The organism is Sphingobium fluviale, from assembly GCF_004122115.1.
Lineage (GTDB): Bacteria > Pseudomonadota > Alphaproteobacteria > Sphingomonadales > Sphingomonadaceae > Sphingobium > Sphingobium fluviale.
This window is the reverse complement of the sequence record NZ_SBKP01000007.1, coordinates 50,840-69,371: the sequence shown is the minus strand read 5'-3', so window position 1 is coordinate 69,371 and position 18,532 is coordinate 50,840. Positions and strand designations below refer to the sequence as shown.

At 60.2% G+C, this 18,532-nt stretch carries 17 protein-coding genes; 9 read left to right on the top strand and 8 right to left on the bottom strand.

Annotated features, from left to right (window positions below; all coding sequences use genetic code 11):
• Window positions 1-27: 27 nt before the first annotated feature.
• The 3 genes from yidC to EQG66_RS08630 are packed head-to-tail and all read left to right on the top strand — an operon-like array spanning window position 28 to window position 3,086.
• Entirely contained in the window at window positions 28-1,746 is a 1,719-nt protein-coding gene (gene yidC, locus EQG66_RS08640) for a membrane protein insertase YidC (RefSeq protein ID WP_129404194.1), read from the top strand.
• A gap of 10 nt (window positions 1,747-1,756) precedes the next feature.
• Window positions 1,757-2,404, top strand: a complete 648-nt coding sequence (yihA, locus tag EQG66_RS08635) for a ribosome biogenesis GTP-binding protein YihA/YsxC (RefSeq protein ID WP_129404193.1) — start codon at window positions 1,757-1,759, stop codon at window positions 2,402-2,404.
• Between the two features lie 10 nt (window positions 2,405-2,414).
• Window positions 2,415-3,086 carry a glutathione S-transferase family protein gene (locus EQG66_RS08630; RefSeq protein ID WP_129404192.1) on the top strand — a complete coding sequence of 224 codons (672 nt, stop codon included), beginning with the start codon at window positions 2,415-2,417 and terminating at the stop codon, window positions 3,084-3,086.
• Between the two features lie 118 nt (window positions 3,087-3,204).
• Here the strand turns inward: EQG66_RS08630 and gyrB are convergent, their stop codons facing one another.
• The 5 genes from gyrB to EQG66_RS08605 all read right to left on the bottom strand — a co-directional run bounded on the left by gyrB (window position 3,205) and on the right by EQG66_RS08605 (window position 9,294).
• A complete protein-coding gene (gene gyrB, locus EQG66_RS08625) occupies window positions 3,205-5,709 on the bottom strand; it encodes a DNA topoisomerase (ATP-hydrolyzing) subunit B (protein ID WP_129404191.1) in 2,505 nt (834 codons plus the stop codon).
• An 88-nt stretch (window positions 5,710-5,797) separates the two neighbouring features.
• Window positions 5,798-6,403 (bottom strand): ABC-type transport auxiliary lipoprotein family protein, encoded by a 606-nt coding sequence (locus tag EQG66_RS08620; protein WP_129404190.1) that lies wholly within the window; start codon window positions 6,401-6,403, stop codon window positions 5,798-5,800.
• A gap of 3 nt (window positions 6,404-6,406) precedes the next feature.
• Window positions 6,407-7,369 carry an MlaD family protein gene (locus EQG66_RS08615; protein WP_129404189.1) on the bottom strand — a complete coding sequence of 321 codons (963 nt, stop codon included), beginning with the start codon at window positions 7,367-7,369 and terminating at the stop codon, window positions 6,407-6,409.
• Window positions 7,370-8,173 (bottom strand): ABC transporter ATP-binding protein, encoded by an 804-nt coding sequence (locus EQG66_RS08610; RefSeq protein ID WP_129404188.1) that lies wholly within the window; start codon window positions 8,171-8,173, stop codon window positions 7,370-7,372. It abuts the gene before it with no gap.
• On the bottom strand, window positions 8,170-9,294 hold the full coding sequence (locus EQG66_RS08605; RefSeq protein WP_129404187.1) for an MlaE family ABC transporter permease: 1,125 nt from the start codon (window positions 9,292-9,294) through the stop codon (window positions 8,170-8,172). Before EQG66_RS08605 ends, EQG66_RS08610 begins: the two co-directional genes overlap by 4 nt.
• Window positions 9,295-9,356: 62 nt before the next feature.
• Here EQG66_RS08605 and EQG66_RS08600 point away from each other — a divergent pair, with 62 nt between their 5' ends.
• Together EQG66_RS08600 and EQG66_RS08595 are read left to right on the top strand one after the other, a co-directional pair.
• Window positions 9,357-10,040: an HAD family hydrolase gene (locus tag EQG66_RS08600; RefSeq protein WP_281273925.1), complete on the top strand. Its 684-nt coding sequence runs from the start codon at window positions 9,357-9,359 to the stop codon at window positions 10,038-10,040.
• 12 nt (window positions 10,041-10,052) lie between these two features.
• Window positions 10,053-10,574, top strand: a complete 522-nt coding sequence (locus EQG66_RS08595) for a hypothetical protein (RefSeq protein WP_129404186.1) — start codon at window positions 10,053-10,055, stop codon at window positions 10,572-10,574.
• Here EQG66_RS08595 and pgeF read toward each other — a convergent pair.
• From pgeF to lgt, 3 genes are read right to left on the bottom strand one after another with little or no spacing between them, the layout of a single operon-like run.
• On the bottom strand, window positions 10,571-11,362 hold the full coding sequence (gene pgeF, locus EQG66_RS08590; RefSeq protein ID WP_129404185.1) for a peptidoglycan editing factor PgeF: 792 nt from the start codon (window positions 11,360-11,362) through the stop codon (window positions 10,571-10,573). The two genes, EQG66_RS08595 and pgeF, sit on opposite strands and share 4 nt — an antisense overlap.
• On the bottom strand, window positions 11,359-12,450 hold the full coding sequence (locus EQG66_RS08585; RefSeq protein ID WP_245987970.1) for a class I SAM-dependent methyltransferase: 1,092 nt from the start codon (window positions 12,448-12,450) through the stop codon (window positions 11,359-11,361). Before EQG66_RS08585 ends, pgeF begins: the two co-directional genes overlap by 4 nt.
• Window positions 12,443-13,312 carry a prolipoprotein diacylglyceryl transferase gene (gene lgt, locus EQG66_RS08580; protein WP_129404184.1) on the bottom strand — a complete coding sequence of 290 codons (870 nt, stop codon included), beginning with the start codon at window positions 13,310-13,312 and terminating at the stop codon, window positions 12,443-12,445. The genes EQG66_RS08585 and lgt overlap by 8 nt, the downstream gene beginning before the upstream one ends.
• Between lgt and EQG66_RS08575 the strand changes: the two genes are divergently transcribed.
• The 4 genes from EQG66_RS08575 to EQG66_RS15570 all read left to right on the top strand — a co-directional run bounded on the left by EQG66_RS08575 (window position 13,311) and on the right by EQG66_RS15570 (window position 18,498).
• Complete coding sequence (locus EQG66_RS08575; RefSeq protein WP_245987968.1) at window positions 13,311-13,895, top strand: MarR family winged helix-turn-helix transcriptional regulator; 585 nt, start codon at window positions 13,311-13,313, stop codon at window positions 13,893-13,895. The two genes, lgt and EQG66_RS08575, sit on opposite strands and share 2 nt — an antisense overlap.
• Before the next feature lie 37 nt (window positions 13,896-13,932).
• The gene (locus tag EQG66_RS08570; RefSeq protein ID WP_245987967.1) at window positions 13,933-14,979 is read left to right on the top strand and encodes an HlyD family secretion protein; all 1,047 of its coding nucleotides are present in this window, start codon (window positions 13,933-13,935) and stop codon (window positions 14,977-14,979) included.
• Window positions 14,966-16,555 carry a DHA2 family efflux MFS transporter permease subunit gene (locus tag EQG66_RS08565; protein ID WP_129404182.1) on the top strand — a complete coding sequence of 530 codons (1,590 nt, stop codon included), beginning with the start codon at window positions 14,966-14,968 and terminating at the stop codon, window positions 16,553-16,555. The genes EQG66_RS08570 and EQG66_RS08565 overlap by 14 nt, the downstream gene beginning before the upstream one ends.
• Window positions 16,556-16,689: 134 nt before the next feature.
• Window positions 16,690-18,498 (top strand): methyl-accepting chemotaxis protein, encoded by a 1,809-nt coding sequence (locus EQG66_RS15570; protein ID WP_129404181.1) that lies wholly within the window; start codon window positions 16,690-16,692, stop codon window positions 18,496-18,498.
• The last annotated feature ends 34 nt before the right edge of the window (window positions 18,499-18,532 follow it).

The following is an 18,532-nucleotide window of genomic DNA, read 5'->3' as shown; positions in this document are numbered from 1 at the left end:
ACGCCGTGCGGCGGGGAGCAAGAATACGTGGACGACAAGCGCAATCTGATTCTGGCCGTGCTGCTGACCGGGCTGATCCTGTTCGGTTGGCCCTATGTGGCGGAGCGGCTGTTTCCCGGCTCGATGAAGCCTGCGGTAACTGCCCAAAAGCAGAGCGCGCAACCGGGCCAGCCCACGGCTGCAGCATCGGGTGCGCCCGCGCTTGACCCGGCGATGCCAGTCGCGCCGCAGGACCGCGCCACTGTACTGCGCCAGAGCCCGCGCGTCGTCATCGAAACGCCCAAGCTCACCGGCTCCATCGCGCTGAAGGGCGCGCGGATCGATGACATCACCCTCCCCACCTATCGCCAGACACTCGAGAAGAACTCCCCGCCCATTACCCTTTTCTCGCCCGCGGGGACGAAGGACGCACATTTCGCGGGCTTCGGCTGGGCGGGTGAAGGCATGAAAGCGCCAGACGCCAACACAGTGTGGCAGGCTTCAGGCAGCAAGCTGACCCCCACCAGCCCCGTCACGCTGCGCTGGGACAATGGCGCAGGCCAGCTGTTCGAGATCGCGCTATCGGTTGACGCCAACTATATGATCACCGCGCGCCAGAGCGTGACCAATCGCGGCGCGGGCGCGGTGGCGGTGCGCAGCTATGGCTTCATCAGCCGCGTCGGCCACTCCAAGGACCCTTCAACCTGGACGATCCATACCGGCCCGATCGGTGTCTTCAACGGCGCTGCAAACTATGACATTGAGTTCGAGGATCTGGATGAGAGCGGTGATAGCGCCCGCCTGCCCTCCACCGGTGGCTGGATCGGCTTCACCGACCACTACTGGCTCTCTGCTTTGGTGCCCGATCAGAAGGCAAGCTTCGACGGCCAATTCCGCAAGGGCGCGGGGCAGACCTATCAGGCAGACGTGAGCCTGCCTCCTGTCGTGCTCGCGCCCGGCAAGTCGCTCAGCCAGTCCAACCGGCTGTTCGTCGGCGCCAAGGAAGTGAAGGTGCTGGAGGCCTATCAGGATAGCGGGATCACCCTGTTTGACCGCTCGATCGACTGGGGCTGGTTCTACTGGTTCGAAAAGCCGATCTTCGCGCTGCTGCACTGGCTGTTCACCCAGATCGACAATTTCGGCGTTGCGATCATCTGCCTCACCTTCGTCGTGCGCGCGCTGATGTTCCCGATCGCACAAAAACAGTTCGCCTCGATGGCGGCGATGCGCGCGATCCAGCCCAAGATGAAGGCGCTGCAGGAAAAGCACAAGGACGACAAGCCCAAGCTGCAACAGGAGCTGATGGACCTCTACAAGAAGGAAAAGGTCAATCCCTTCTCCGGCTGTATGCCGATCTTCCTGCAAATCCCGATCTTCTTTGCGCTTTACAAGGTTCTGATGCTGACGATCGAGATGCGGCACCAGCCGTTTGCGCTGTGGATCAAGGATCTTTCCGCGCCCGATCCGCTGCATGTACTCAACCTGTTCGGTCTGCTGCCGTTCGAGGTTCCCGCTTTCCTCGGCGTCGGCATCCTCGCGATCATCCTTGGCATTACCATGTGGTTGCAGTTCAAGCTCAACCCAGCGCCGATGGACGAGATGCAGAAACAGATATTCGCGATCATGCCATGGATGATGATGTTCATTATGGCGCCGTTCGCGGCCGGGCTACTGATCTACTGGATCACTTCCAACATCCTCACGATCGCCCAGCAAAGCTGGCTCTACAGCCGCCATCCGCAGCTGAAGCAGGCTCCGGCCCAATGAAGGTGCAAGCGTGAACGATGAGGCAGAGCGCGAAGAGAAAATAGAACAGGCCCGGCGTATCTTTGCCGGGCCGATCACCTTCCTGCGTTCCGCGCCGAGCCTCAAGTTCCTGCCGGAGCCGGACGTGCTGGAAGTGGCTTTCGCGGGCCGCTCCAACGTCGGCAAATCCTCGTTGCTGAACGCGCTCACCAACCGCAACAGCCTCGCGCGCACCTCCAACACGCCCGGCCGCACGCAGGAGCTGAACTTCTTCGATGTCGGTGCGGAACCGCTGCTGTTCCGCCTCGTCGACATGCCCGGTTATGGCTATGCCAAGGCGCCCAAGGATGTGGTGAAGCAATGGCGCTTCCTCGTGAACGATTACTTGCGCGGGCGTGCGGTGCTGAAGCGCACGCTGCTGTTGATCGATGCACGACACGGCATCAAGGATGTAGACCGCGACATCATGAAGATGCTCGACGATGCGGCAGTGAGCTATCGCATAGTGCTGACCAAGGCGGACAAGATCAAGGCGTCGGAGCTGGAGGCAGTAACGGCGCGCACCACTGCCGAAGCGCGCACCCGCCCCGCCGCACATCCGGAAATCCTCGCCACCTCATCGGAAAAAGGCATGGGGCTGGCGGAGCTGCGCGCGGCGGTGATCGAGGCGGTAGAGTGAAGGAGCGAGCATGCTGAAAATCATCATCGGCAACAAAGCCTATTCCAGCTGGTCGCTGCGCGGCTGGCTTGCGGTCAAGCAATCGAGCCTTCCTTATGAGGAAGTGGTTGTACCGATGTATGACGCGGACTGGCCACAGCGAAAAACACAGCCCGATGTCGCGGTGTCGGCAGGCAAAGTACCAACATTGTGGGATGGCGACATCGCTGTGTGGGACAGCATCGCCATTCTGGATTACCTCAACGACATCACCGGCGGCACGCGCTTCTGGCCGAAGGAGAAGGCAGCGCTGGCGTTGGCGCGATCGATGGTGGCCGAGATGCACTCAGGCTATGTGCCGCTGCGCAAAGCATGCAGCATGAACGTGCGCAAGATTTTCGACGCCCAGCCGATGAGCGATGCCGTGGCAGAGAACATCGCGCGGATCGATGCGCTGTGGAGCGAGGCGCGGTCACGCTTTGGCGCAGGCGGGCCTTATCTGTTCGGAGAGTTCGGCGCGGCCGACATCATGTTCGCGCCGGTGGTGTTCCGAATTCAGGGCTATCAGTTGCCAGTGAGTGAGACCGCTCAGACCTATGTCGATGCGATGCTCGCTCATCCATGGATGGTCGAATGGGTGGAAGGCGCGAACACAGAAGCCTGGGTGCTGGACCAGTATGAGGGCGGGCCGATTTACGACTAGAGCATCGCGCCAAAAAGTGGGAACCGGTTTTTGGCAAAAAACGATGCGGCAACAAAAAGTTAGAGCGCGCATCTTGCGTCAGATTTAACGCAGCGCGCTCTAAGTCGGCGCCCGCCCCTCACACATCCAGATTGGCAACGTTCAGTGCGTTGTCCTGAATAAACTCCCGGCGCGGCTCCACCACATCGCCCATCAGGCGCGTGAAGATTTCATCCGCCACATCCGCCTGCTCTATGCCGACGCGCAACATCGAACGCGCTTCGGGGTCCAGCGTGGTCTCCCACAGCTGCTCCGCGTTCATCTCGCCCAGCCCCTTGTAGCGCTGGATCGCCAGCCCCTTGCGCCCGGCGGCGAGAATGGCGTCGAGCAACTCGCTCGGCCGACTGATGACAGTCACCCCCTTTGTCGGCGCGGCGGGCATATCCTCGCCATCTTCGGATGCAGTGGTCGCGGCATCCTCCGCCGCCATCGCCTTGGCGGTGATGAGGCGGCTGGGCTGACGATAGGTCTCGACCTGCTCAGCCACCGTGGCGTGCAGTTTGCGCGCCTCCGCACTGCCGAGAAACGCCGCCTCGACCACCATATGATCGGTCACGCCGCGCCAGTTGCGCTGGAAGTGATAGCCGCCCTCTTCGCTCATGGAGCCGGTCCATGCGCCCTCCGCGTCGTGCGTGTCCATCCAGCGCACAGCATCGGCCAGCGCGACCGTGCGCGCCGCTTCCGACAGCTCAACATCAAGCGCCCCGTTCAGCGCAAGCGCCTCAATGATCCGCGCGTCATAGCGCCGGGGCACATAGCGCATCACGGTGCGCATGCGCCGCGCATGGTCGATCAGGCTGCGCAGATCGGCGCCTAGCCGCACACCCTGATGCGTCTCCAGCGCCATCGTATCGACGCCATTATCGACGAGATACTGATCGAGCGCCGTGTCATCCTTGAGGTAGACCTCGCTGCGCCCGCGCGTTGCTTTGTACAGCGGCGGCTGAGCAATATAAAGATGACCATTTTCAATAATTTGTGGCATTTGCCTATAAAAAAACGTGAGCAGCAGGGTACGGATATGCGCGCCGTCCACGTCCGCGTCCGTCATGATCACGATCTTGTGATAGCGCAGCTTTTCTATGGTAAAATCGTCACGGATTCCGGTGCCCATCGCCTGGATCAGCGTACCGATCTCGCGGCTGCCGAGCATACGGTCAAAGCGGGCGCGCTCCACATTCAATATCTTGCCGCGCAACGGCAGGATCGCCTGAAAATGCCGGTTGCGGCCCTGCTTGGCGGAGCCGCCTGCCGAGTCACCCTCGACCAGAAACAGTTCGGATTTGGCGGGATCTCGTTCCTGACAGTCGGCAAGCTTACCCGGCAACGAAGCGATATCCATCGCACCCTTGCGCCGCGTCAGCTCGCGCGCACGCTTCGCCGCCTCGCGCGCCGCGGCAGCGTCGATCACCTTCTGGATGATCATCTTGGCGTTGGCGGGGTTTTCCTCCAGCCACTCGGCCATCTTGTCCGCCATCAGGCTTTCAAGCGGCTGGCGCACCTCGGAGCTGACCAGCTTGTCCTTGGTCTGTGATGAAAATTTCGGATCGGGCAGCTTGACCGAGACGATCGCCGTCAGCCCCTCGCGCATGTCCTCCCCGGTGAGCGCGACCTTCTCCTTTTTGAGCTGGCCGGACTTCTCGGCATAGTTGTTGAGCGTGCGCGTGAGCGCCGCGCGAAACGCGGCAAGGTGTGTGCCGCCATCCCGCTGGGGGATGTTGTTGGTGAAACACAGCACGTTTTCGTAATAGCTGTCGTTCCATTCTAGCGCGACATCGATGCCGATGGAATCCCGCTGGCCGGTAATCGCGATCGGCGTAGGCATCAGCGGTGTCTTGTTGCGATCCAGCCAGCTCACGAACGCGGCGATCCCGCCCTCGTAAAACAGCTCGATCTCCTTTTTCTCCTCATGCCGCGCATCGACAAGAAACAGGCGCACACCTGAGTTCAGAAAGGCCAATTCGCGATAGCGATGTTCCAGCTTCTCGAAATCGAACTCTGTGATCTTGAAGGTGGAGGGCGAAGGCAGGAACGTAACCTTGGTGCCTTTCTTGCCCTCAGGCGCAGGGCCGACCAGCTTCAGCGGCGCCACCGCATCGCCATGGGCAAAGCGCATATAATGCTCCTTGCCATCACGCCAGATCGTCAGATCCAGAAACTCCGACAGCGCGTTCACCACCGAAACGCCGACACCATGCAAGCCGCCCGACACCTTGTAGGCGTTGTCGTCAGACGTATTCTCGAACTTTCCGCCCGCGTGGAGCTGGGTCATGATGACCTCTGCGGCGGAAACGCCCTCCTCTTTATGGATGTCCGTAGGGATGCCGCGGCCATTGTCCTCGACCGAAACAGAGCCATCCGGGTTCAGCGTGATGACGATCTTGTCGCAGTGCCCGGCCAGCGCCTCATCGATCGCGTTATCGGAAACTTCAAACACCATATGATGCAGGCCAGAGCCGTCATCGGTGTCTCCAATATACATGCCGGGGCGTTTACGAACAGCATCCAGCCCTTTCAGGACCTTGATACTATCTGCGCCATATTCATTGGTGTTCGGGCTGCTGTCTATTGGTTCGTCACTCATGCGGAGGGTATAGAGAGAAGCGCGCAAAAGGGGAAGGGAAAGATGCTGCACTCCCAGCAAACACGGCGCACCACCTGCTTTTTTGCTGCTACCCCTTCACCCAGGCGGCGACATCGGCAGCGACCTTGTTCGCGGCCTCGTTGATCGGCCCGGCGACGCGATCCGCCTCGATCTTGCGCACCGGCACCCGCGCCGAGAACCGCTGGCGCATTGCTTCGCCCGGCGTATCGCTGGTCAGCGTCGCATCATAGGTCACGACCGCCTCACGGGTGCGGGCATCGATGCCGAATTCCACCAGAGATCCGGCGAGGCGGCGCCCCTTGAGGATCGCGCTCTGTTCGCCGTCTGCCACGAAGATCGTGCCGTCAGCGGCGATGGTATCACTGAGCACGCGGCGGAACATCTGGCGCGGCGTCTCTGCCCATTGCGCCTTCTTGACATAGGCGACGCTGGTGGCATCCGCCTGCACCGCAATACGCAAGGTGTCTATCTTGCGCGGAACATCGGGCGCAAAGACCGCGAGCACCGGCTTTCCCGCGCTACTGACGGTCTGGCCGGCCTGCGGGCTGGTCATGGGGGCTATAGCGAGAAGCTGCGCGGGGGGCTTACCCCCGAATTTGACGCATCCGCTCGCGATCACGCACAGAGCCAGCGCTGCAGGGACAATGAAGGCGGTGCGGGTTATCTGCCTCATGGCTTACTCCTTGTAATCGGGCAGCGGCGGCGCGCCCAGCAACGATCCCGCCCCTTCCTGATCCAGCTTTTCCGAAATGGCGCGGAGCGAGCGCGACATTTCACGCAGGTCTCGGATCAGCAGGTTCATTTCGGGCATGGTATCACGCGAGAAGGTGCGCACGCCCGGTTGCGCCTCTGCGATGGTCTTGTCGAGCGTATCGAGGCTGCGGCTCGCGGATTGCAGGGTGGCCCGCAAGTCCTTCAGCATCGGCCGCCCCTGCTCATCGAGCAGGCTGTTCGTAGTGCCCACCAGCTTGGTGATCTCGTCTGCCGCCAGTCCCGCCTTTTGCAGCGTGGTGCGAGTTTCAGTGATCGTCAGGCGCATTTCCGGCGCGCTCGCTGCCATGGCTCCAGTGAGAATTTCGGTATTTCTGATAATTCCAGAGATGCTTTTTTGGTTCTGGTCATTCAGCAATTCCGTTAGCCGCTCGGTCAGGGTCGATAGCCGCTCGATCAGCTGAGGCGCATTGGTCAGCAGTTCGCCCAGCGCGCCGGGCTTGGTGGGGATCACCGGCACGCCGTTGGGGCAGGAGGCATAGAGGTTTTCTTCCGGGCAGGCGATCGGTGGCGCGCCCTTCACCGCACCATCGAGCACGATTTCGGAAACGCCGGTAAATCCCACACCTTGAATCGTGGCCGTAGTACCCTGAAGCACTGGCGTGTCATCCTTCACCGCAATGCGCACACGCACGAAGCCGGGATCTTTGTCCCACAGCTCGATTTCCTTGACCTGACCAGACGGCACACCCGCATAGGAAACGCCAGACCCCTTGGCCAGACCAGTGACGGACTGCTTGAAATAGATGTCGTAAAACTCGTCCTGCCCGTCCGCGATACGCGAAAACCAAAACGCGGCAAACATCACTGCCAGCAGCAGCACGAGCACCACGCTGCCCACCAGCACATGGTTGGATCGGGTCTCCATCTAGCGTTGGTCCTTTCCGCCCTTTGGCGGCTGAGCCGCCCGCCCGCGCGGGCCATTGAAATATTCCTGTATCCACGGATGCTCTGTCGCCAGCAGATCGTCAATAGTGCCGACCGCAATCACCCGCTTGTCCGCCAGCACGGCAACGCGGTCACATATGGCGTGGAGCGTATCGAGATCATGCGTGATAAGGAAAACGGTGAGGCCCAGCGTTTGCTGCAACTGCCGTGTGCGCTCGTCAAACGCTGCGGCGCCGATCGGGTCCAGCCCCGCTGTCGGTTCGTCGAGAAACAGCAGATCCGGGTCTATCGCCAGCGCGCGGGCAAGGCCGGCGCGTTTCTTCATGCCGCCCGAAAGCTCAGCCGGAAACTTGGGTCCGGCGTCTGCGGGAAGGCCTGTCATGCGGATTTTGTATGCGGCAATCTCGTCACGAAGATGGGGTGCGAGCTGAGGGTAGAACTCCCGCAGCGGCACCTCAATATTCTCTGTCACCGTGAGGGTGGAAAATAGGGCACCGCCTTGAAAAAGCACACCCCAGCGCCGCCTCAGCGCCAGCGTGTCCTCATCATCGCGATTGAGAGTCGACTCGCCGAAAACGCTGATTTCGCCCTCATCGGCTGGTTGCAAACCGATGATAGCGCGCATCAAAACGGACTTTCCAGTGCCGGACCCCCCCACAACACCCAATATCTCACCGCGGCGCACGTCAAGGTCGAGCCCTTCGTGCACCACCTGATCGCCAAAGCTGGTGCGCAGCCCGCGCACGCAAATTGCCAGATCCTCCCCCTGCTCGCCCCCGCTCATGTCCACCCTACCCAGGTAAAGAACACCGCGAAAAACGCATCGAGCACGATGACCATGAAGATCGCCTGCACCACCGCCGCCGTGGTGCGCAGGCCTACCTCCTCGGCGTTGGATTTAACCAGCAGCCCCTGATAGCAACCGCTCATGCCGATAATGAGGCCGAACACCGGCGCCTTAATGAGGCCGATCCAAAGATCATGCAACGGAACCACCTCGCGCAGGCGCTGAACGAAGGTCACGGGCGGAATCTCAAGCGAAATCGCGCACATGAAGCCGCCGCCGATGATCGCCAGCACCGAGGCATAAAAGCCCAGCAGCGGCATCATCACTACCGCCGCCATGATGCGCGGCATCACCAGCGCCTCCATGGGAGACACGCCGATAGTGCGCATCGCGTCGACTTCTTCCGTCAGTTTCATCATGCCAATCTGCGCCGCGAAGGCCGAGCCGGAGCGCCCCGCCACCATGATCGCCGTCATCAGCACGCCCAGCTCTCGCAAGGTAAGGCGGCCCACCAAATTGACGGTCAAGATCTCCATGCCAAAGGCGCGCAGCTGCACCGCACCCTGCTGCGCGATTACGATGCCGATCAGGAAGCTCATCAGCCCGATGATGCCCAGCGCCGAGACGCCCACCACCTCGAACCGCTGGATCACCGCATTCCAGCGGAAGCGCGAGGGGTGGCGTATCAACGACCAGCTCGCGATCATCACCGCGCCGAGGAAGCCGACGAGGCCACCCAGCGTGGTAAGCGCCACCATCGTCGCGCCGCCGATCTGGTCCAATATGCGGATTGCAGGGCTGAGCTTGTCCGCATGAAGTGCCGGTGGCGGCCCCGCATCCGCAGAGGGCTTCACAGCATCGATCAACCGTTGCGCATCTGCGTCCGCGCCCCTTATCTCACACGCCCATTTTTGCGAAAGGCTATAGACCAGCCAGGCGCCGATGGTATCGATATGCTCTATGCCGCCAATGTCTATCGCGCCTACTGGGCCGGGCAACGCCTCCAGAGCATTGGGCAGTTCGCCGAGGCACGCGATGGATAGCGAGCCAGACAGGCGCAGCAACGGAGCACCGCTCTCCTCCCTTTGTTCCAGTGTAAATGCTGCTACCTCTGTCATCAGGGGCGATTACTGATCCATAAATTGTTGCACAGCAAGCCGAAACGCCCCAACGGTGCGATATGTCCATGCCTTCTCATAAACTCGCGATCTATGACATGGATCGCACGATCACGATCCGGGGCACCTACACGCCCTTCCTGCTCCATGTCGCGGCGCGGATGGCGCCGTGGCGGCTCATTTTTGCTCCGCTCGTAGTGCTTGCGATGCTCGCCTATGTGACGAAGCTGATCCGGCGCAAGACGCTGAAGGAAATCAATCAGCGGCTGATGATCGGCGGGCGGGTGAGCCGGGCGCGCCTCAACCCCCACATCGAGAGCTATGCCGATGCGGTGATGGCGAACAACGCACGGGCGGGCGCGCTGGCTCGCATTGCGCAAGACAAGGCCGAGGGCTATACCCTCGTGCTCGCGACCGCATCCTACCGGCTCTATGTCGATGCGATTGCGCGGCGGCTGGGGTTCGACGCCGTGATCGCGACCGATCATCTGGGGCAGGATCTGGACTATGTGCGCGCGCGGATAGCAGGTGACAATTGCTACGACGCCGCCAAGCTGCGGATGATTACCGACTGGATGGCGAGCCAAGGCATCACACGCGAGGCGGCGTACATCCGCGCCTATTCAGACCATGTATCCGACGCGCCGATGCTGGAATTTGCGGATGAGGCATACGCTGCGAACCCGCACAAGCCGCTGGCGGAGCTGGCGGGGGAAAAGGGCTGGCCGAGGGTGGATTGGGGATGACAGGAGAGCATTTTGTCTAATGATGATCGGGGACTGGCACCGTTGAATAGACTGCTAGTTGAAATTAACATGGCAGCAAAATCTGGCATGTATCTTACTGCTATTTCAATGACGGTAGCGCTCCCAGATATATGCGCGTCGTTAGAGTCAGAAGATGGCAGGACATCGGCCGCACGATATAAAGAATGGTGTAAACTTAACTTGGGACAAGGATTTTCTAATGTAACTCCTGAAGATCTTTATTCCATGCGGTGCGGTGTTCTCCACAATGGTCGATTCGGAGATCTAAAACACAGCGTTGCAAGGATTATATTTACACCCCCCGGTAATAATTCTGTTTTCACTGACTGTAAGATAAATGATGCATATTTTTACAGCATCTTGGAGTTTTGCGGTCTATTTACATTACAAGTATTAACATGGTCCAAAAATAATTATGACAATCCAGTCGTACTGAAAAATCTTGACAGGATGATGCAATATCGGCCGGACGGACTGGCACCATACGTTAAAGGTATGGCTGTGATTGCTTAGAACATGCCGGTGCCCACCCCAATCGCCGAAATCTGCCGCCCGTAGCCCGGCTCGCCTTTGTGGCAGGAGCGCCGATAGCTGTAAAACTGCTGCGGCTGCGCATAGGTGTCCTGCCCCAGCAGCTCGACCTTGCCCACGCCCGCGCTCGCGAGGCGCGCTGCGACATAGGCCTCTATGTCGAACTGCGCGTGGCCTGCACGGCCATCGGTGAAAAAGCGTTCGTTGGCGGGGTCGGCCGCCGTGAACCGTTCGACGAAGCCCGTGTCCACCTCGTAGGATGCGCGGGCAATGCACGGGCCGATGGCGCAGGCGATGCGGCCCACGTCCGCGCCGAGCGCCTTCATCGCCGCGATCGTGCGGTCGGTCACGCCCGACAGCGCGCCCTTCCACCCCGCATGGGCCGCACCGACCACGCCCGCCTCTTGGTCCGCGAACAGCACCGGCACGCAATCCGCCGTCAGCACACCGAGCAGCAGGCCGGGCGTCGCGGTGACGAGCGCATCGGCGGGCGGGCGCGCAGTATCATCGGCCAAAGGCGCGCAGACGCTCACCACATCGGGAGAATGGACCTGATGCACCGTAACGAGGCTCGCGCCCGGCATCACCGCCTCCACCACGCGGCGGCGGTTTTCCGCTATCGCGTCCCGGTCGTCATCCGAACCCAAGCCTACATTCAGCCCGGCATACAGGCCCGTCGATACGCCCCCGATGCGGCCCAGAAAGCCGTGCGGGAGGCCGGAGAGCAGATCGCTCTGCCACACCGCCACGCCACTATCCGCCAGTCTCATGCAAACCCCTCCGGCATTGGCCAATCGGGATGCGTCACACCCAGCACCCGGAACAAGCGCCCCATCTGTTCCGGCGCGGCAAGGCGGCGGCGCGCCGCCTCGACCTCCACCCCACGCTCCGGCGCGGCCTGTGCCAGCGTCCGCGCCCGCGCGCGCAGGCCCAGCCGTTCGAGAAAATCGCCCTGCCCCACCGGGCCGGACATACGCAGCCCCTCCTGCCGCGCGGCATTGCCAAGCAGCGTGAAATCGACATGGGCGGTGAGGTCATTCTCGCCCGGATCGGCATAGGGATCGGCATATTTGTGCGCGCGCACCGCTTGCAATGTGTCACCCAGCGCCGGGCCTTCATAGCCATAGTCTATCACGATCATCGCCCCGCCCTGCCTAGCGATCCTCCGGGCGAGCGTAAGCATGATCGTCGCGCCGACAGGGCAGATCTCGTGAACCGCGCCTTCAGCCGCATCACGCAGCGCTTCGGGCACGCGCGCATCGACCCGTCGCTCGCCGATCACGGGGGCCAGCGCCCTGCCCTCTACGCCCAGCCCGACCATCAGCTCGCGCCAGCTTCCGTCCGCCGCCTTCACCGCCTGCGCGATAGGCAGCGCATCGAAAAACTCGTTGGCGACAATGAGCAGCGGCGCATCACCCGGCAGACTCTCAACATCGTCATGAAATTTGGCATGCGCCACAGCCACACTCTGGTGGGCGCGCAACACAGGGCTGGTCTCGACCAGATGCGCCCTGGGGGCGACGCGCGCCTGCTCCATCGCGCGTAAAGCATCCTTGGCGAGCGTGCCGCGCCCCGGCCCCAGCTCGACATAATACGGCGCGCCGACCCGGCCGATGCGGTGCCAGATGTCCGCAAGACACAGGCCGATCAGCTCGCCGAACATCTGGCTGATCTCCGGCGCTGTGATGAAATCCCCGTCCGCGCCCAGCGGGTTACGTGTAGCGTAATAATGGCTGTTGGCCTGCGCCATATAGTTCGCCAGCGAGATCGGACCGCCAGCATGGATGCTCCGCACCAGCCGCTCGGCAAAGCCCAGCTCCTTGCGACCGAAGGACTTGGTTGTGGTAAGTTCAGGCAATGCTGGCCGTGCCCGCCGTCGCCTCCACGCGCATGCGCCGCTGCTTGGCCGTGGCGATCAGATAGACCCCGCCTACAATCATCGGCAGGGTGAGGATCTGGCCCATGTGAATATGGGTATAGAGGAAGCTACCCTCGAATTGCGCATCCGCTTCACGCAAATATTCCACGCCAAAACGGAACACGCCATAGCCGAGCAGAAACAGCCCCACGAGCTTGCCCGGCTCATAGCGCGCCTTGGTTTTCCAGAAGGCGAACCAGAGGATGATGAACAGCACAACGCCTTCCAGTGCCGCCTCGTAAAGCTGGCTGGGATGGCGCGGAATGTCGCCGCCAGTGGGAAAGATGATGGCCCACGGTACATCGGTGGTCTTGCCCCAAAGCTCTCCGTTCACGAAATTGGCGAGGCGGCCGAACAACAGGCCGAAGGGCACGCAACAGGCGACATAGTCATGCACCCGCAGCCAGTTCAACCCTTCCTTGCGCGCCATCAAGATGATCGCGACAGTCACGCCGATCATGCCCCCATGGAATGACATGCCGCCATTCCAGAGCTTCAGCACATCCAGCGGATTGGCCCAAATTTCGGGGTCGTAGAATATCACATAAGCGAGCCGCCCGCCCAGAATAATGCCCAGCGTCGCATAGAAGATCATGTCGTCCGCATGGCGGCGGGCCATCGGCGCGCCGGGCTGAACCAGCAGCTTCAGCAGATACCAGTAGCCGATGAGAATGCCGGACAGATAGGCAAGGCTGTACCATTTCAGCGTGAAAAAACCGAGGTCGAGCGCTATCGGGCTAAGGCCCAGATCCTCGAAACGAAGGGGCATATTTGCGGCGAGCGCGAGGGCTTGGATCGTCATGGCCCTCCCTTATCGCACTGCCGCCGCCATGGAAAGGCCGATACGCCGTCCCTGTTCCGTGCTAAATTTTCCGCCGCGCCGCAAATTAACGTTTGATTATAATAAGTATAGTTATTATATGCGCTGCATGGAATCGAATATTGCCTTCCTCTGCTCGGATATCGGGCGCCTGTTTCGCAAGCGTTTTGGCGAACTTGCGCGCCAGAGCGGACCCACTGGCGCGCAATGGCGCGCGCTGTTGGTTGTGCAACGCTACCCCGGCATTAATCAGGGCATGCTGGCGGAGCATCTTGATGTAGAGCCAATCACCGCTTGCCGCATGGTTGACCGGCTGGAGCAGGCCAAGCTGATCGAGCGGCGACGCGACCCAAATGATAGGCGGGCATGGGCGCTGTTTCTGACAGAAGCTGCCGTACCTACGGTATCGGAGCTAAAAGCTACTGGCGCCAGACTACTTGACTGGGTCACTTCCGATTTAACGGAACAGGAAGTGGAAACACTCAGTCGCTGCCTCTCAAAAATTCGCGACAAGATCGTCACGGCCGAGGAAAACGGCTCGCAGCAGGAGTCTCACAATGGCTGAGGCCAATCCCGTCGTTAAACAGCAGAGGAGAGCGCTCATGGCGCACACGCCTACCGCTGCGGCCGATAAGTCGGCAGTGGCAATCGGCAACAAAAGCATGATCCGCCTTTTGCTGATGATTTCTGTGCCATTCATTCTTATCGTCTTCGGACTAGGCTATTGGCTGATGACGCGCGGCACTATCAGCACGGACAACGCCTATGTGCATCAGGATATCGTTTCGGTGAGCGCGGATGTGTCGGGCCGCATTGTCGCAGTGGCTGTGCACGAGAACCAGCAGGTCAAGGCAGGCGACCTGTTGTTCCGGGTTGACCCGGAACCATATCGCGTTGCGTTAGCGCAGGCAGATGCCCAGATCGCGGCGGCGCAGGTCAATGTCGGCGAGCTTTCCACCATATATCAAGGCACAGGAGTCGATATCGCCAAAGCCGAAGCGGATATCAGCTTTGCACAGAAAGATTATGATCGTCAGCGCGAACTGGCTGCCAGCGGGTTCACCACAAAAGCTCGGCTAGATGCAGCCCGCCATGCGCTGGATATGGCCGAGGCAAGCCTGCGCACCGCGCGCGCTGACGCTGCCGAAGCGCGCAGCGCACTCGCGACCGGCAGGCAGGTTCCCGGTGTCAACCCACGGCTCGCCGAGGCGCGCGCACAACGCGCCAAGGCGCTATTAGACCTTCAGCGCACAGAAGTCCGCGCCCCGGCTTCCGGAAAGATAAGCAATGTTGATCGTCTTCAGGTGGGCCAGATGCTCGTCACGGGCCTGCCGGCGGTGAGCATTGTCGCCAATGACCGCAGTTGGGTGGAAGCGAACTTCAAGGAAACGCAGCTGGACAAGCTGAAGCCCGGCCAGAAAGCGCAGATCACATTCGATGCTTATAGCAACGTCAAGCTGAAAGGCCATGTCGCCAGTATCGGCGGCGGCACCGGTTCAGAGTTTTCTGTGCTTCCTGCCCAGAATGCCAATGGCAATTGGGTGAAAGTGACCCAGCGCATACCCGTACGCATAGCGATAGACGAACCCTCGCCCCGCCCACTCATCACTGGACTGACCAGCGAAGTTACAGTCTATGTCGACGACTGACGGCGCAGTAGCGGCGGGCCCGGCAAGCAACGGCCCGCCACCTGCCGCGCTGCCCGGCACTGGCATCGCCATGCGCCACTCCGGCTGGCTCAAGGCCGCTGCAATGCTGGCAACACTGGTTCAGGTGCTGGACATGACCATCGCCAATGTCGCCCTGCCACATATGCAGGCTGCGTTGGGCGCCAATCAGGACAGCGTGAGCTGGGTATTGACCAGCTATATTGTCGCCTCCGCGATTGCTATTCCCGCCACGGGTTGGCTGTCAGACCGTTTGGGTCGTCGCATGCTTTATTTGATATCGATTGCAGGCTTTACCCTGACATCAGCTTTGTGCGGCCTTGCAGCCAACCTCGATTCCCTAGTTCTCTTCCGTGTATTGCAGGGGTTATCAGGCGCGTTTCTCTCACCGCTGGGCCAGACGGTGATGCTGGACAGTAGCCCACCCGAAAAGCGCGGGCAAGCGATGGCGATTTACGGCATGGGAGTAATGATCGGGCCAATATTGGGGCCGGTTCTTGGTGGCTTTCTTACGGAACACATGAACTGGCGCTGGGTGTTCTTCGTAAACATTCCGCTCGGTTTTTTCGCATTTTTGGGTCTTTTCCTCTTTTTACCAGATGTAAAGCGCCCCCCTCGCCCGCTTGATGTTCTGGGTTTGGTACTGCTCAGTACAGGTCTGGCCTCACTGCAACTGATCCTCGACCGCGGACAGCATGTCGACTGGTTCAACAGTGCCGAAATCTGGCTGGAAACCGGGATAGCCATTTCGGCTCTATGGATGTTCGTGGTCCACACCCTTACCGGTCGCAACCCTCTTTACCCGCTCGCTATGCTGCGCGATCGCAACCTTCTGATCGGCGCTTTGCTGATGGCCATGGTCGGGCTTGTGCTGACAGCGGCCATGTCTCTGCTGCCTATGATGCTGCAAGGACTTATGAATTATCCTGTGCTGGACGCAGGCATCATGATGGCGGTGCGCGGTATCGGGGTATTCATCACGATGGCGGTCATTGGCCGGTTGATAACCATTGTGAATATCAAGATATGCATCCTCACCGGCTTCGCAATCATTTGCTTGACGTTCTGGATGACCACTGGCTGGAGTCTGGAGGTCGGCAGGACTGACATGGCACTGAATGGCCTGATCCAGGGGCTGGGTATCGGCATGCTATTCGTGCCCATTTCCCTGGTGACGTTTTCCAGTCTTCCGCCCGAATTCAGGACGGACGCTGCGGGCATACTCAACCTCGCCAGATCGGTCGGCTCATCGGCTGGCATCTCGCTTGTGATCACAATGCTGGCACGCAATAGCGCTACCAGCCATGAGGATATTGTGGCCCATCTTACGCCCTACAGCCTTTACGTTGACCCTAGTATGTTCTCACTCCCCGGAGATGCGATCACTACAGCGCTGACTGTTCTGAACGCAGAGGTGACTCGACAGGCCCTCATGGTGTCCTTTCTCGACGACTTTTATCTGATGATGATACTGACCATCCTCGTCATGCCGCTTGTCCTGCTCATCAGGCCATCCCGCAACAAACCACCCTCACAGGAAGCAATATTGATGGAGTGAGTGCCCAATCAGAGCCTCCGGCATTTCCTACGTAAAATCTCAACGAACATATTTTACACGGCATTTACCAGTTATTGACCTCGCTCCGCTAATAACCTCAGCGTTGAAAATATAATGCTGTGGGGCAAATACAAATGACCATAAGGCAATATGCACGCCGCGGAACGAGCGTGCTGATCGGGCTAGTTGCGCTCGCGATCTTCATTTCAGGCATAGCGATCCGTGAAATCGGATTTGGCGGCCCGCTCTTCCGGGCCAATCAGCTCCAGAGCGATCTGGTGGCGGACATCTTGCCACCGCCGCAATATATCATCGAACCCTTCATGGAAACCACGATCATTATCGAGGATCAAACGCTTGATGGCCATGCAGATACGCTCGTCAACCTGCGCAAAGCCTATGAAGAGCGTAAGGCCTTCTGGCGGACAGCCGCGATCTCAGATACGCTGAAAGCACAACTGGAAGTCACGCACAAAAGCGCTGATGCTTTCTGGGTGGATGTCGATAGCCTGGTGGCGGCTGCGCAGGCCGGGGATTGGGCTGGCGCCAAGCAGATTCATGACACTCGTCTTACCCCCGATTTTCTGGCCCATCGCTCAGAAATAAACAAGCTCGTTACTATGACAGCCGCCGAAAAGCAGGCGATGGACAAACATAGCGCGCTATTGGTCTACCTTTCTGCAGGCGGGCTGCTGATTGCTGCGGGAATGATCGTCGGCTCACTGATGTTTGCCGCACGGCAAATCAACCGCCGGGTCATAGATCCAGTCAACAATACCGCAGAAGAGATGCGTGCAATGGCTGCGGGCAATTATGATATCGCCATATCCGGCGAGGGCCGTACCGATGAAATCGGCGATATGGCTCAGGCGATGCAGGTGTTCCGTACAGCTGGTATCGCCAAGGCCGAAGCGGAGGAAAAACAGCGCCACGTCGTTGCCGAAGTGGGCGCAGGCCTGGAGCAGCTTGCCGCTGGCAACATGACCCACCGCATCGAACAGCCCTTCGCGCCCGAATATGAGGCGCTGAGGCAGAGCTTCAACCGCACGATTGCAGATCTGGGCGGTATATTGTCTCAGGTCACCACGTCGGCCACCAATGTCGACACAGGCGCGACCCAAATTCGCGCGGCAGCGGATGACCTTTCACAACGCACGGAGCATCAGGCCGCCTCGCTGGAGGAAACGGCAGCGGCGATGAACACCGTCACTGCGATGACACTGGAATCTGCCAAGGCCCGTACAGGGGTCCGCGATGCAATCGACGAGGCACATCGCGAGGCGCAAAGTGGCGGCGATGTGGTCCATAATGCCGTCAAGGCAATGGGAGAGATTGAAAGCTCCGCTCACCAGATCAGCCATATCATCACTGTAATCGATGGCATCGCATTCCAGACTAATCTTCTGGCGCTCAATGCTGGTGTGGAAGCAGCACGGGCAGGAGACGCAGGAAAGGGCTTTGCCGTTGTTGCCAACGAAGTCCGCGCACTCGCGCAGCGCTCCGCCGAGGCCGCGCGCGACATCAAGAATCTGATCACCACCAGCACTCAGCAGGTGGAACAAGGCGTCAGTCTGGTCGGCCAGACCGGGGAGATGCTGGGTCGTATTGTCGGCAAGGTCAGCGAGGTCAGCGACCTTATCACCACCATGGCGAATTCCACCGACACACAGGCGCAGAATATGACGCAAGTGAACAGCACGGTGAACGAAATGGACCAGATGACGCAGCAGAACGCCGCGATGGTGGAAGAAACCACCGCCGCCGCGCGCAGCCTCGCCACCGAGGCGCAAGGGCTGCGTCAGCTCGTTTCACGCTTTCAACTGGATGGTCGACAGGCACCCTCTGGCGATGCCTTCGCACCAGCACGCGCCGCTCCCGCGCCGCGCGCCGTCGCAGGCAATCTCGCCCTGTCGGTAGACACCGACGACTGGAGTCAGTTCTGACGAGGGCAGGCATTGCCATCCCTTGTTTGCCGCA

Bases quoted from the DNA above. Each gene is read 5' to 3' on its own strand.
- EQG66_RS08615 (WP_129404189.1), bottom strand. From the start codon at position 7,369: ATGGAGACCCGATCCAACCATGTGCTGGTGGGCAGCGTGGTGCTCGTG.
- lgt (WP_129404184.1), bottom strand. From the start codon at position 13,312: ATGACGATCCAAGCCCTCGCGCTCGCCGCAAATATGCCCCTTCGTTTC.
- EQG66_RS15570 (WP_129404181.1), top strand. From the start codon at position 16,690: ATGACCATAAGGCAATATGCACGCCGCGGAACGAGCGTGCTGATCGGG.
- EQG66_RS08630 (WP_129404192.1), top strand. From the start codon at position 2,415: ATGCTGAAAATCATCATCGGCAACAAAGCCTATTCCAGCTGGTCGCTG.
- EQG66_RS08565 (WP_129404182.1), top strand. From the start codon at position 14,966: ATGTCGACGACTGACGGCGCAGTAGCGGCGGGCCCGGCAAGCAACGGC.
- EQG66_RS08610 (WP_129404188.1), bottom strand. From the start codon at position 8,173: ATGAGCGGGGGCGAGCAGGGGGAGGATCTGGCAATTTGCGTGCGCGGG.
- EQG66_RS08600 (WP_281273925.1), top strand. From the start codon at position 9,357: ATGTCCATGCCTTCTCATAAACTCGCGATCTATGACATGGATCGCACG.
- pgeF (WP_129404185.1), bottom strand. From the start codon at position 11,362: ATGAGACTGGCGGATAGTGGCGTGGCGGTGTGGCAGAGCGATCTGCTC.
- EQG66_RS08570 (WP_245987967.1), top strand. From the start codon at position 13,933: ATGGCGCACACGCCTACCGCTGCGGCCGATAAGTCGGCAGTGGCAATC.
- EQG66_RS08575 (WP_245987968.1), top strand. From the start codon at position 13,311: ATGGCCCTCCCTTATCGCACTGCCGCCGCCATGGAAAGGCCGATACGC.
- EQG66_RS08620 (WP_129404190.1), bottom strand. From the start codon at position 6,403: ATGAGGCAGATAACCCGCACCGCCTTCATTGTCCCTGCAGCGCTGGCT.
- gyrB (WP_129404191.1), bottom strand. From the start codon at position 5,709: ATGAGTGACGAACCAATAGACAGCAGCCCGAACACCAATGAATATGGC.
- EQG66_RS08605 (WP_129404187.1), bottom strand. From the start codon at position 9,294: ATGACAGAGGTAGCAGCATTTACACTGGAACAAAGGGAGGAGAGCGGT.